10 protein-coding genes are annotated in these 12,639 nt (G+C 74.8%); all 10 read right to left on the minus strand.

Features of this window, described 5'->3' with window-relative positions; translation table 11 throughout:
* Positions 1-20: 20 nt before the first annotated feature.
* Positions 21-2,156 carry a hypothetical protein gene (locus AB0C76_RS14870; RefSeq protein WP_359964506.1) on the minus strand — a complete coding sequence of 712 codons (2,136 nt, stop codon included), beginning with the start codon at positions 2,154-2,156 and terminating at the stop codon, positions 21-23.
* Positions 2,157-2,271: 115 nt separating this feature from the next.
* Positions 2,272-5,559 (minus strand): putative baseplate assembly protein, encoded by a 3,288-nt coding sequence (locus AB0C76_RS14875; RefSeq protein ID WP_359964508.1) that lies wholly within the window; start codon positions 5,557-5,559, stop codon positions 2,272-2,274.
* Positions 5,556-8,444, minus strand: a complete 2,889-nt coding sequence (locus AB0C76_RS14880) for a putative baseplate assembly protein (protein ID WP_359964510.1) — start codon at positions 8,442-8,444, stop codon at positions 5,556-5,558. Before AB0C76_RS14880 ends, AB0C76_RS14875 begins: the two co-directional genes overlap by 4 nt.
* Positions 8,441-8,803, minus strand: coding sequence for a GPW/gp25 family protein (locus tag AB0C76_RS14885; protein WP_359964512.1), 363 nt, complete (start codon positions 8,801-8,803; stop codon positions 8,441-8,443). The genes AB0C76_RS14880 and AB0C76_RS14885 overlap by 4 nt, the downstream gene beginning before the upstream one ends.
* Before the next feature lie 3 nt (positions 8,804-8,806).
* Positions 8,807-9,112 carry a hypothetical protein gene (locus AB0C76_RS14890; RefSeq protein ID WP_359964514.1) on the minus strand — a complete coding sequence of 102 codons (306 nt, stop codon included), beginning with the start codon at positions 9,110-9,112 and terminating at the stop codon, positions 8,807-8,809.
* A 48-nt stretch (positions 9,113-9,160) separates the two neighbouring features.
* Positions 9,161-9,691: a phage baseplate assembly protein V gene (locus tag AB0C76_RS14895; protein ID WP_359964516.1), complete on the minus strand. Its 531-nt coding sequence runs from the start codon at positions 9,689-9,691 to the stop codon at positions 9,161-9,163.
* Positions 9,688-10,809, minus strand: a complete 1,122-nt coding sequence (locus AB0C76_RS14900; protein ID WP_359964518.1) for a hypothetical protein — start codon at positions 10,807-10,809, stop codon at positions 9,688-9,690. The genes AB0C76_RS14895 and AB0C76_RS14900 overlap by 4 nt, the downstream gene beginning before the upstream one ends.
* A complete protein-coding gene (locus AB0C76_RS14905; protein WP_359964520.1) occupies positions 10,802-11,137 on the minus strand; it encodes a LysM domain-containing protein in 336 nt (111 codons plus the stop codon). The genes AB0C76_RS14900 and AB0C76_RS14905 overlap by 8 nt, the downstream gene beginning before the upstream one ends.
* A 22-nt stretch (positions 11,138-11,159) precedes the next feature.
* The gene (locus AB0C76_RS14910; protein ID WP_359964522.1) at positions 11,160-11,792 is read right to left on the minus strand and encodes a hypothetical protein; all 633 of its coding nucleotides are present in this window, start codon (positions 11,790-11,792) and stop codon (positions 11,160-11,162) included.
* Entirely contained in the window at positions 11,789-12,460 is a 672-nt protein-coding gene (locus AB0C76_RS14915; protein ID WP_359964524.1) for a hypothetical protein, read from the minus strand. Before AB0C76_RS14915 ends, AB0C76_RS14910 begins: the two co-directional genes overlap by 4 nt.
* Positions 12,461-12,639 lie beyond the last annotated feature (179 nt).

Below are 12,639 nucleotides of genomic sequence, written 5' to 3' on the forward strand. Positions count from 1 at the left end.
GACGGGCTCCTAAGGGGCGGTCACGTGACGATCACGAGGCCGGCGTCGCAGCCGGCGGGGGTGTACTCGGCCAGGCGCAGCCGGAGGTTGTCCTCGCGCTGGGGCTGGAAGAGGTCGTGGAAGGCGCCCATCTCGGAACCGTCGTCGGCGCCGCGCCGGATCGCCTCGGGGCAGTCCTGGGCGAGTTGGGCGTAGCCGGGGGTGCCGTAGCGGGTGCTGGTGAAGCGGGGGAGGGACGTGCCGTCGACGCAGTGGAAGCGGCGGGGCGTGCGGGAGCCGGGGCCGAGCCGGGTGAAGCGGACGCAGCCGGACTGCCGGTGGTCGACGTGCAGGCAGCCGGTGACGATGGTGTTCTCGACGAGGCCGGCGGCGTGGGTGAGGACCGAGCCGAAGACGGTCGTGCGGCGCAGGTCGACCACGGCGTGGGCCGGGCGGCGGTCCGGGGCGGACAGGGCGGCGAGGCCGTCGGCGGTGGCGTCGAGGACGCTGTCGCGCAGCGAGACGCGGTTGGGCTCGGCGTGGAGCTCGTCGGCGTTGACGACGACCGGGCCCAGGACGCTGTGCTCGACGCGGAGGCAGGCCGGGGTGTCGGCGAGTTCGACGCTCGCCTCCTCGACGTGCTCGGGGTTGCACTCCTGGTCGAGCGACCAGCCGGGCACGAGCGTGCAGTGGCGGACGGTGACCGCGCGGACGCCGCCGGAGACGCGCAGGCCGCGGCCGGCGATCAGGAGGCCGTCGAAGGTGATGCACGGGGGCTTCCCGCCGGGCAAGGGGCCGGGGCCGATGACGTGCAGGGCGTCGGGACGGTTGCTGCTCCGGTCGAGGACGCGCACGAGCGGCCGGGTCCGCTGGGCGGCGCGGATGGTGAGGTGGTCGCCGGGGTCGAGCGTGACGGCGAGGTGCTCCAGGTAGTCCCCGTTGTCGGTGATCTCGATGACGGCCTCGCGCCTGCCGACCGGGTCGGCGGCCTTGTCGGCCTGCCAGCGGCGCAGCGCGGCGTCGATGCCGGCGAGCTCGCGGCCCTTGCCGACCTGGTAGAGGGCGGGCGGGCGGCGGAGGTCGAGCGGGCGGACGTACTCGCCGCCGCCGAGGTCGGCGCCGAAGCCGTAGTGGTAGTCCACCCACACGCCCTCGGTGGGCGCGTGGCGGGCGGGGAAGGCGATCCGGCCGAGGACCGGGTCGACCGCGACCTGGTCGTTGGCGGGGTGGTGCCGCCAGCCGGTGAGGTCGGCGGGCACGATCCGGTGCAGGGGCACGGGCTCGTCACCGACGTGGATGCACAGGCTCTTGCCGGGACCGTAGAACTGCGCGGTGCGCTCGGCGAAGGCGCGGCGGCGGATGAACGCCGGCACGGTGCTCTCGTCGGCGAGGCGCGCCCCGGGCGCGACCGCCGGGTCGACGGGCACCGGGTTGACGATCAGCGGCGCGCTGTTGCCGAGCACGCTGAAGGTGAAGTGGGTGCGGGCGCGGTCGTCGCAGTGGGCGGGGGCGCGGGTGACGGGGTACGGGCGCAGCCGCCAGAGGTACAGGCCGACCTCGGGGACGTTGTAACGGCCTTGGGTGCGGGCCGAGTTGATGCGGCGGACGTCGACCGTCCGGGCGGTGCGCTCGAACGGGCCGCCCAGGCGGTCGAGTTCGTCGACGGCGTGGAGGCCGGCCGTGCGGCCTCGGGCGAGCCGGCGGCGGTCGGCGCGGGGGTCGCGGCCGAGGACGCGGACGGGCTGGGTCAGGCCGAGGAGGGTGCGGAGCTCGACGGCGTGGGCGGGCCAGGCGGCGACGTCGGCGGCGAGCTGTTCCAGGAGGGCGAGGGTGCCCTTGCGGCGGCGGTTGGCGACGGTGTGGGCGACGTCGCGGCGGCCGGCGACGGCGGCGAGGAGAGCGCGGGCGGCCTCGGTGGGGGTGCCGCCGGGCAGGGCGGTCAGGGCCCCGGCGGAGCCGGGCAGGACGCGGTAGCCGACGAGCTCGCCGAGGTAGGGGGCGACCCAGGCCTGACAGGTCTCGATGAACCAGTCGTCGGCGAGCCGGTCGATGTCGGCCTCGATGACGTCGGCCTGCTCCTGGATGACGCCGATCAACGCCCTGAGCGGCCAGCCCTGTTCGGCGTCGCGGGTGCGGACGACGGCGGGGAGGAGGTCGTACAGGCGGTCGGCGGTCACGGGACCCTCCGCGGGCTGGGGGTGGTCGGCGCGGGTGCGGGGGATGGTGCGGGACGTGAGGAGGGCGCTCGGGTGCGGACGGCCGTGGGCCGGAGGCCGTACGGGCGGTCGGCGGTCACGGGATCCTCCGGAGGGTGAGGGCCTCGGGGACGTCGGCGGGGAGGACGGCGAGCTGAGCGGGGCGGATGTCGCGGTACACCGTGAGGTGGCGGCCGGTGTGGAGCGTGGGGGAGTCCAGCGCCGGGTTGAGCGCGGCGAGTTCGGCGAGGCCGAGGCCGTACCGCTGGGCGACCGTGGTCAGCGTGTCGCCGCGGACGATCCGGTGCCGGATCTGCTCGAAGTGGGCCGGCAGTGCCGGGAGGCAGGCGTTGGCCGTGGTCAATCCGGCAGCTAGCTGCGCGAGTCGGATCGGCGTGACGTCTCCGGGAACGTCCGCGAAGACCTGCACGTCCGTGTGGTCCACGCCCTCGACGCCCTGGATCGTCGCGATCGCCTCGCTCAGGTACGCGGGCCGCCCGAGCGTCCGCGCGGCGAAGCCGAACCGGGCCGCCAGCGCGGCCCGGACGGCGGGCTCCACGAGCTCCCACGCGTAGTCGGGCAGCACCTTGACGCCCGCGTCCAGCACGATCAGCCGCAGCTCCCGCGCGGCCACCCGGACCGGGACGCCGATGTCCCCGAAGTCCACCAGTGCGCGTTCGAGCGCGGTGAACAGGTCGGACAGCGGGTCGATCGGCGCGTCGCCGACGGCCGCGACGGTCACGTGCACCACTTCCCGGGTGCCGTCGAAGAGCTTGGCGGCGCTCGCCTTGCCGATGCCCGCCCGGGCCCGGGTGAAGTCCTCGTAGTCCTGGACGGACACCAGCCGGTCGAGCGCCCGCAGCCGCAGCGGGATGACGGTGCGCGCGTCGTCGGGGCCGTCGCCGTCGGCTCCGCCCGTGGCGGGCAACGGGTTCGTGACGGCGCTGACGCCGAGCGGGCGGGCGGCGAGCTGGTTGACCTTGCCGGCGGGGAGGTTGCCGGCGGCGCCCGCGCCGGTGCGGTAGCGGGCGGTGACGTTCTGCGTGCCGGTGGGGAGCCGGGCGCCGTGCACGCCGTCGCCGAACGCGACGGTGGCGCCACGCAGTTCGTAGGCGTGGTCGTCGGGGCCGTTGAGTGCGAGGGCGGGGGTCTCGTGCCAGGCGACGCCGTTGACGCGGGGGGTGAGGGAGTTCTGTGCGCCGAGGGGGTTGTCGGCGGCGGTCCAGGTGAGCGGGGTGGGGTCGGAGACGAAGTGCAGCGGGAACGCCTGGCCCGGCACGCCCGCGTCGCCGCTGCCGAGGACGTCGTCGCGAGTCTCGCCCTGGGTGGCGGCGACGACGTTGCCGAAGACCGTGACGCTGGAACGGCGGTAGGTGTAGGCGAGGTCGTTGGCCAGCAGGAGACGGGTCTGCGGGCCCTGGCCGCGCTGGAGCACCGGCTCTCCGTCGACCGTCCGGTCCAGCCGCTGGCCGACGCCGGCGATCATGGCGAGTTCGGCGGCCTGTACACCGCCGGTGTGCGGGACGTCGGTGCGTTCGCCGGAGACGACGATCCAGCGGCCGGGCTTGAGGCCGTCGTAGCACTGGGCGAGGTCGATCGAGGCGGCGCCGACGTCGTCGGGGAGCGGCGCGCCGACGGGGGTGAGCGGCTCGCCCTGGGCCCACAGCGGGGTGCCCCCGGCGAGCTTCGAAGCGTCGACCGGGGTGTCGAACTCCAGCATGGTGACGGTGACTTCGCCGATCCTCCGGCCGCTCGGGTCGGTCACGTCGAGCTGCGCGGGCAGGACGCGGTCGGGGAAGAGGACCAGCGTGTCCGTGCCGTCGCCGGTGCCGACGAGGACCGGGCGCCCGGGGAGGACCGTGTCGTGGAGGGAGCCGAGGAGGATCTGGTCGACGAGGTTGTCGGAGGCGGGCGTCTTTCGCCGGGCCAGCGCGACGGCGGCGCGGACCCGCAGGACCACGAGCCCGGCGAGCGGTGGCGGGTCGGTGATCCGCTCGCCCCGCCACGCGTCGTACAGCCGGCCGAGCCTGGGATCGGCGGCGGCGAGCAGCCGCGGGTGGGCGTCCGAGTCGGGCTGGAACAGCTGCCGGACGGACGTGTCCAGGGCACGCGCCGACGTCGGTGGGCGGGACGGCGGGCGGCGCAGGGCCGGCAGGACGGGTGTCAACGCGACCAGCCCGACGGCCTGGTAGGGGTCCGGGCAGTTGTCGCCACCGTCCGTGAGGTCCGACTCGCAGCTCACCGGGCAGACCAGCGAGCGGGCGAGCGAGCGCAGCCGGGTGAGCTCGGGATCCGTCCGGCGGGCCAGTCGGGCGGCCAGGACGAGCAGGGCGGCGCCGTCGTGCCGGACGGTGGCGAGGGCGCTCGGGCCGGTGGCGAGGTCGCCGCCGAGCCAGTCGGCGAGCGCGCAGCTCGCGCCGCGGGCGGCCAACGCGACGGCCTCCGCGAGCCGTTGGAGCTCTGGGGCGACCTCGAACAGGGCGTCGGCCGGGGTGAGAGTGGGCAGGAGCAGGGCGGCGAGCGGGGTGAGGATGTCACTGACGACACGTGCCGCGACCGGGTCCGTGCGCGTCACCGCGTCCCCGGTGGCGGCACGCACGGCGTCGGCGAGGGCGGCGACGGCGGCGGTGAAGGCACCGAGCGGTGTGGTGGCGGAGACGAGCATGACCTCGGTCCGTCCGGCGGTGAAGTCGACGGTGGATTCGGCGACCGTCCGCGCGTGGACGTCGGGGGCGAGGCCGCTCGGGGCGAACGTGAACAACAGCCGGTCGCCCTTGCGGAGGTTGGCGGTCGTCCCGTCCACGGCGAAGGTGACCAGTGCGTCGACGGTGTCGCGCGTGATGTCCGGGGGGTCGGTCAGGCGGACGGCGAGGGTGTTCCACTCCGCGCGGGCGACGAGGTCCTCGCTCGTCTCGAAGGTCTGCGGCAGTTGCCCGGCCGCCGCCTGGCTCTTCACCCCGGACCCGGCCGGGATGAGGGTGTGCGCCCCCGGGTCGAGCGTGTACGCGAGGTGGGTGCTCGACCCGAGCGGCGGACGGGGACGGTGCCCGGCGAGCAGGCCGAGGTGGTCGAGCGACTCCGGCTCGGTGGCGGTGCGCAGGTAGCCCTCGTCGGCGATGCGCTCCTGGTAGAAGGTGAGCACCTCGCCGACCACCGCCCAGCAGTCGAGCAGGGCGATCGCGGCGTCGTCCGGTTCGCGGGTGGTGAGCGGGTCGAGGGCGCGGCGGCCGGAGAGCCGGGCGAGCATGGACTCGCGGAAGGTCGCGTAGGTGCCCGCGCGGTAGGCGAGCGCGGGCTGCCCGGGCGGATTGAAGACGGGCGTCGGGGTGACGGCTGCCACTCCCGTGCAGCAGGTGCCGGCGCAGGAGCCGGACGCGCAGGTCATCGGCCGCCCTCCAAGTCGAGTGCGAGGCGGCCGTGTTCGGGCCGGGACGGGTCGTTGTCGAGCTGCGCGACCTCCAGTGGCCCGATCGGCAGCACTCCGGTGGTGAGCGCGTCGCCGCGGTCGGCCGGATCGGCGAACAGGCGGTGCAGGCGGGTGACTTCGGCGTGCCGCACGCCGGGGACGGACGCCGCCGCCGCGACCAGCCGGCTGACCCGGACGGGGTCGCCGAAGACGGGCGCGTCCGGTGCGAAGAGCGCGGCGAAGGCGGCCAGCAGCCCGGCGCGGACGTGCCCGGCGACGTGGTCGGGCTCGACCCGCACGCGGAGCGCGACGTCGAGCGGGACGGGTGTCGCGGTGAACTCCGCGAGGTCGTGGCCGATCCGGCGGTAGCGGAACAACGCCGTCCGCACGGTGTCGAGCAGCGCGTCGGGGGCCGTCCCGGTGCCGAAGGCCTCGACGGCCACCTGGGCCTCGTACCAGCTGCCCGTCCAGCGGAGGTCCGCCGCCGCCCGGCGGACGCCAGGGACGGCAGCGGCCAGCGCCGCGTAGTCGTCCGCGGTGATCGCGCGCAGGAGCCGGGTGGTCGGCACGATCGGCGCGAGGCGGCGGACGTCGTCGACGGGCTCGGGATCGACGCCGCCGGCGGCGGGCAGCGGGTTTCGGACGGCACGGATGCCGTGCTGGCGGGTCGCGCAGAGGACGATCCGGTTGATCGCCTCGGGACCGACGTTGCCGGGCGTGCCGTTGCCGACGCGGTAGCGGGCGGTGCACTGCACGCCGGGGGAGTCGGCGAGAGGGAAGGCAGCGCCGGCCCGGCCGTCGCCGAAGCGCAGCCGCAGGACGCCGTCGTCGTCCGTCTCGCCGACGAGGTCGCGGTCCGCCGGGCCGCTGTCCAGCAGGTCGTGGCGGGGGCGCCAGTCGCGGCCGTCCTGGTCGGTGAGCCGGACGGCGGGCAGTGCGGTGCGGGGGTCGGGGGTGGTGGCGAGCGAGGCCGGGCCGCGGAACGCGGGGTCGTCCTCCCGGAGTTGCTCGGCCTCGTCCTCGCCCCAGCTCTGCCCGAGCTCCCAGCCCTCGACGTCGTGCCGGAGCACCTGGCCGGCCCTCGCCCGGCGGACGAGCTCGCGCCAGCGGGCGAGTTCGGTCGCGAGGAGGTCGTCGAAGCGGGCGAGCAGGGTGCGCAGCGCGTCACGCGGGTGCTCGTCGGCACCGAGGCGCTGGAGGACGGTCTCGTCGAACAGCAGGACCAGGTAGGCGCGTTCGGCTGAGGTGAGCGTGCCGTCGTGCGGGGGCAGGCGGTGCCAGATCGCGGTGAGGCGCTGCCGGGCGCGGTCGGGCAGGCCGAGGAGGCGCGCGGCCTGGGCGGCGGCGATGACGGCGTCGGTGGGGAAGGGGGCGCTCTGGGTCACGGGGAGCCGGCGCAGCGCGGGGGAGAAGCGGACGGGCAGCGGCGGGTAGGCCGGCCGGCCGGGGGCGTCGTCGGAACCGCAGGAGGAACCGCAGGAGGAACCGCACGAGGAGCAGCACGAGGAGCAGCCGGGTTCCTGCGGCGGCGCGACGGGCACGTCGATCGGCTCCGCCGGCTGGTGGCACCAGTCGATGCGTTCGCCGTGCTCGACGAGCACGGCGTTGCCGCGCGCGACGCCGACCTCCAGGTCCGTGCAGTCGGGGCCGCCGCGCGCGCTGACGCAGAGTGGGAAGGCCAGCGCGTCCTCCCGGGCCCAGGTGACGTGCAGGAGGGGCTGGTCGTAGAGCCGGTCGAGGTCCTCGGTGACGGTGACGAGGCGGACGGCCTGGCGGTGGGTGCGGTCGGCGTCGGCGGGGGCGCCCGTCCTGGCGCCGAGGACCTCCTCGAAGACCAGGACGTCGCCGGGGCGCAGGCACAGGGCCCGCCGATTCGATGAACCGTCGACGAGGGAGGCCGAGGTGGCACCCTCCGGGAGGCAGCACTCGGCGTCGCCCCACGTCCACACGTGGATCAGGTTGTGGGCGGGGCGCAGCGGCACGGATTCGGCGTGGACGGGTTCGAAGACCTGGTACGGCGGCAGGTGGCGGCGCTGCTGGAGGTCGGCGGCGAGCAGGGCGGGGCCGAGCTCGGGCAGGACGGAGGGGGCGAGCGTGAGGAAGCGGAAGTCCCCTGCGGGAAGGGTGAGTTCCTCGTCGGTCTGCAGGCAGACCCAGGCGCGGGCGGCGCAGCCGTCGTGCATGGCGTAGTCGACGAGCCGGGCGTGGCGGCGCACGGAGACGCGGTGGCGGGCGGTGTCGAGGTAGGCCTCGGTGGCGGCGGCGTCCTGGCGGTAGGCGAGGCGGTCGGCCTCGTGGGCGAGGAGTTCGACGAGGGTGATGCCGAGGTCGGGGACGTGTCGTTCGGTCCAGGTCGGCATGGTCAGGGCGAGCCGGTCGAGCAGGAGTTGGCGGAAGCTCGCGTAGTCCTTGGCGAGGTAGTCGATCTCGGGTGCGGGCGGGTGTGCGGGCGGGCAGGTGGCGGCGGGGGCGCAGTCGAGCGAAGCGCACTCGGGCCGGAAGGTGAACGCGGCGCTCGCGTACCGGGGGTCGAATCCGGGGTACGGGTCGGTGCTCGGCCGCCCGTGCGGGTCGGCGCGGACGACGCTCAGGCGGTAGGCGGAGAGATCGCCGGGCCGATCGACGGCGAGGACGAGTCGGTCGGCCAACTCCCTTTCCGCGTCGGCTTCGCGGCGCACCGCCGTGACGGTGATGCCGGTGATCCGCTCGCCGCCGTCGATGCGGAAGTTGGCGGGCGTGAGGCCCGCGGGCGCCTTGCCGAAGAGGACGACCACGAGGGCTTCGTCGAGGACGTCCACGCTGTCGATGCCGTTGAGGTCGGAGGTGCGCAGCTTGGCGCGCCGCCGCTCGTCCGAGCAGGTCATGGCGCCACGCTCCCTTCGAGGACGGCGGTGCGGACCTCGCCGGTGGCGACGAGCACGTAGCGCAGCTCGATGCGCAGGGTGCTCTCCTCGGCCGTCACCCGGAGCGAGTCGACGACGATGACGTCGCCGAGCCAGCGGTGCAGGGCGCCCTCGGCGGAGACCTGGAGGGCGGCGGCGAGTTCGACGCTGTCGGGCTCGAAGACGAGGTCGAGCAGGCCGCAGCCGAAGTCGGGGCGGTTGACGCGCTCGCCGGGGGTGGTGAACAGGAGTTGCTCGATCATGTCGCGCACGTGGTCCGGGTAGGCGGCCTCGGCGGTGCGGCCGCGGCCGTCGATGCGGAAGGGGAAGGCCGGGTCCATGGCTCACAGCCCCGTGACGAGGGTCTGCATCGCGAGGACCAGTGGAGGAGCGGGAGTCGGCGACCCGATGCACACCCCGCCGCCGGGCACGGGCGGCGGGGTCGGCGGCGGCGCCTGCACCAGCAGCGGCGCGCCGTCGACGAGGACGGAGGACACGTTCGCCCACTGCACGGTCGCGCACGGCGGCGTCACGGCGCAGCCCGCGATCACGAGCCGGTCGGCGCCGGTCGCGACCGGCATCCCCTGGACCAGCGCCCCGGGCGGCCCGGCGGGCAGGATGGTCACGGTGCCGCCGTGCGGGCAGGTCATGGTCGCTCCGGTGTGGAGGGCGAGGCCGGGCATGTGGTCCCCCAAGCGCTATTGCGGCACGACGAGCGTGCCGTTGTTGATGATCACGGAGGTGCCGGCGAGGCGGATGCTCGCGAGGCCGGGCCCGCAGGAGAGTTCGATCCCGGCCTCGCTGAGCTTGATGTACGGCCCTGCGGCGCCGTGCAGTTGGAGCCGGATGCCACCGGTGGGCTCGGTGGCGTCGGTGAGCAGCACGTAGTTGCCGCCCGGGGTGCTGAGCACGACCTGCGGCACCTCGGGCGGCACGAGCGCGGCGACCGGCGGCTGTTCGATCGTCCCGCCGCGCCAGAACCCGGTCCACACGGCCCGGTTGACGTCGCCGTCCTCGAACGTGACCCACACGCCGGACTGCACGGCCGGTACGACGTGCATCCCGGCGGTCGCGTACTGCGGGACGGCCCAGATGCACGGGTCGTTGCCGAGGACGTCGTCGACCCGGACCATGACGCGGTTCTGTTGCAGCGGGTCGAAGTTGGAGACGACGACGCCGCGGTAGAGGTCGCGGAAGTCGGGCTGCTGGTTGGCACTGGGCGCGGTCACGGGGCCACCCGGTCGGTGAAGGGGACGAAGCCGTCCCGGGCGAGGGTGAAGCTCTGGGTGTACTCGCCGCGCTTGAGGTCGTGGGTGACGCTGCTGACGTAGTACAGGCCGTCGTACGCGAGGCCCGCGCCGCGTACGCCGACGAGGCCGCGCGCGGCGAGCACGCGGCCGTAGCGCAGGACGTCGAGCTTGCCCTGTCCGGACACGGCGTCGGCGGCCTGGGACGTGACGCTGACGGCGCGCAGCATCGCGTCGGTGAGCGAGCGGTCGGTGACCTTGACGAGCGGCTCCTCGCGCAGGGCGACGGCCGGGCGCGCGGCGAGCGGCGGCTTGAGGAGGCTGAGGCTCGGGATCGGCACCGAGACGCCGATCTTGGTGGTGGGTTCGGTGATGCGGACGGTGTACTGGGTGCGCGCGAGCCCGTCGAAGGAGAAGGACAGGTGCTCGACGTTGTCCGCCGCGCCGGAGTTGACGGTCAGCGCGGGCTGCGGCACGCCGATGCGTACCTCCGGGCCCCAGTAGGCGATGCTCGCGCCGGGGGCCGGCCCCGGCACGAGGTAGAAGGTGTACCCGACCTCCTGGCCGAGGCTGCGCAGGTAGGCGAGGTCGGTGGAGGACTGGACGGGGATCTGGTCGAGCGGGTTCGGGACGGTCGGGACGACGGGCGGGACGGTGACCGGAACGACGCCGTACAGTGCGTACTTGAGCAGGACGAGCGTGGCGCGGACGTCGTGCGGCATGGCCGGGTAGCAGGCGTGCTCGGTGCGCAGGTCCATGAGGAGGGTGAGGTCCTCGCCGGTGACGGTGAGCGTGCCGGTGCCGGGCGCGTCGCCGGGGTTGAGCTCGTGCCGGGTGACCACGCCGTCGATCAGCACCTCGGTGGAGCCGGCGACGATCGCGGCGATCACGACCCGGGCGGGCGGGTCGAGCAGGCCGGCCGGCAGCAGGGTCCGCGTGATGACGGACTTCTTGCTGGCGGCGAAGGTGAGTTGGAAGCCGCTGCGGGCCCCGGCGCTCGACGTCACCTGCACGGACTGCAGCGCGTCCATGAGCGGCTGCGGCGCGGGCGCGGTGACGATGTCGCCGATCCGGAGCAGGAGTTGGACGCTCCTAGCCATTGAGCGCTCCGGGGACGAGCAGCGAGGCGGCGCCCGGCCCCGGTGCGGCGGGCAGTGTCACGCGCAACCGCCTCCCGGTGACGGCGAGTTCGTTCGGGTCGTCGGCCCGGTTGGCGTCCGCGAGCTGCCAGGCGAGCTCGGCGTCGCCCAGCTCGGCGAAGGCGATCCGGTCCGCCCGCTCGCCCGCCGCGACGACGTGCTCGCGCAGGAGGGTGAGGTCCTCCGGGTGCGGCAGGAAGCGCCGCCGGACGTACGTCACCGTCCGCCCGTCCGGCAGGCGGTGGGTGGCGGTCGGCAGGGTGCGGTAGCGGCTGGTGAGGGCGAACACGGCTGTCTCCTCGTGGGGTCGGTCAGACGCGCGGGGTGCCGACGTCGGAGACCGGATTGCGGACGGACTGCGCGAAGGCCTCCTTGCGGCCCTGGTAGGTCAGGTAGAGCACCCCGCCGTGGTGCTGGTGGCCGAGGTCGTCCACGGTGAGCACCCGAACGCCCACCCCGACCTTCGCCCGCACCGGGTTGAGCGCCTGGTCGAAGAACTCCTCGGTGACGGTGAACTCGGTGATCCGCACCGGCACCACCCGCCTGGGACCGAGCACCAGGACCAGCAGCGGCGACTCCATCGGTGCCACCTCGATCTGCCCGGCCCGCGCGAGGGCGTCCTCGTGGCGCAGTTGATCGACCGTCGGGTACATGCTCAACTCCAGTGCGGAGAGCACCGGGTGGAGCCCGTCCGGGTACTTCTCCGGGGCGTCGGCGGCGTCGAACTCGGCGTCGAACCGGAACTGCTCGTGCGCCGGCCCCTTGAGCCGCAGCACCTCCAGCCGGTCGCCGGGCTCGCTGCCGATGCCCTGCGGGGTGAGCGTGCGGGTGAGCGTGTCCGGGTTGTACTGGAACGGGATCGTGCGCCGCACGGTGCCGCGGTCGGGGTCGACCAGCACGAACCCGCCGCGCACCGGGTTGAACGCCTCGGGGAACGCGGTCACGGCCCCTCCTCTCCCGGCAGGAAACGCAGCCTGGACGTGCCGACGAACGGGATCTCCAGGGTGGTCTGGGAACAGACCCCGCCGCGGACGCAGGTGCCGAAGAGGGCGTCGCTCCAGGCGGTGCCGAACGCGATGTCCGCGGAGACCGTCGAGTCGACGGCGCGCAGGGCCGTGAGGGTGTTGTCCAGGGAGTTCTCGATCCGTTCGAGGTCGACGGAGGCGGCGAACAGCTCGGCGAGTTCGCCGGTGCCCTGGGTGGCGGCCGCGATCGCGCCGCTGGCCGACGGCGACTCCAGGATCGCGACGGCGGCCCGGTGCTTGGCCCGGACCGCGGCGAGGGCGTCCTCGACCTTCGCGATCCTGGCGGGCAGCTCCCAGCGGGACGAGGTGAGCTGGTCGACCCGCTCGGAGAGCCCGCCCGCCGTCCGGCCCGCCGTGGCGGGATCGGCCGCCGCTCCCAGCAGCCGGAAGGACTCGCCCTGGAACCGGCCGGAGAACTCGGCGGCCGCGTCCCGCCAGGCCGCCGCCTCGGTGGCCAGCCGGCCCGCCGCGGCCACCTCGTGGGGCAGGACGAGGCCCTGGCCGGAGAGTCCGCGCCGGGCGATGGCGGTGAACTTGTCCAGGAGGTCGAGCGCGCCCTTGACCTGGAGCACCTGGGTGGCGATCACGAAGACCCGGGCGGCGGCCAGCAGGCGCAGGTTGGTGCGGGCGGTCCGGCCGGCCTCGGCGGCGAGCTCGACGGCCTCGGCGGACGCTCGACCGGGTGGACCTCCAGGTCCAGGTCGCCCCGGTGACCAGGGTCGAGCTGATGGAGCGGGACACCACGGCGGAGACCACCGAGATCATC

It is taken from the genome of Kitasatospora sp. NPDC048722, assembly GCF_040650235.1.
Taxonomy (GTDB): domain Bacteria; phylum Actinomycetota; class Actinomycetes; order Streptomycetales; family Streptomycetaceae; genus Kitasatospora.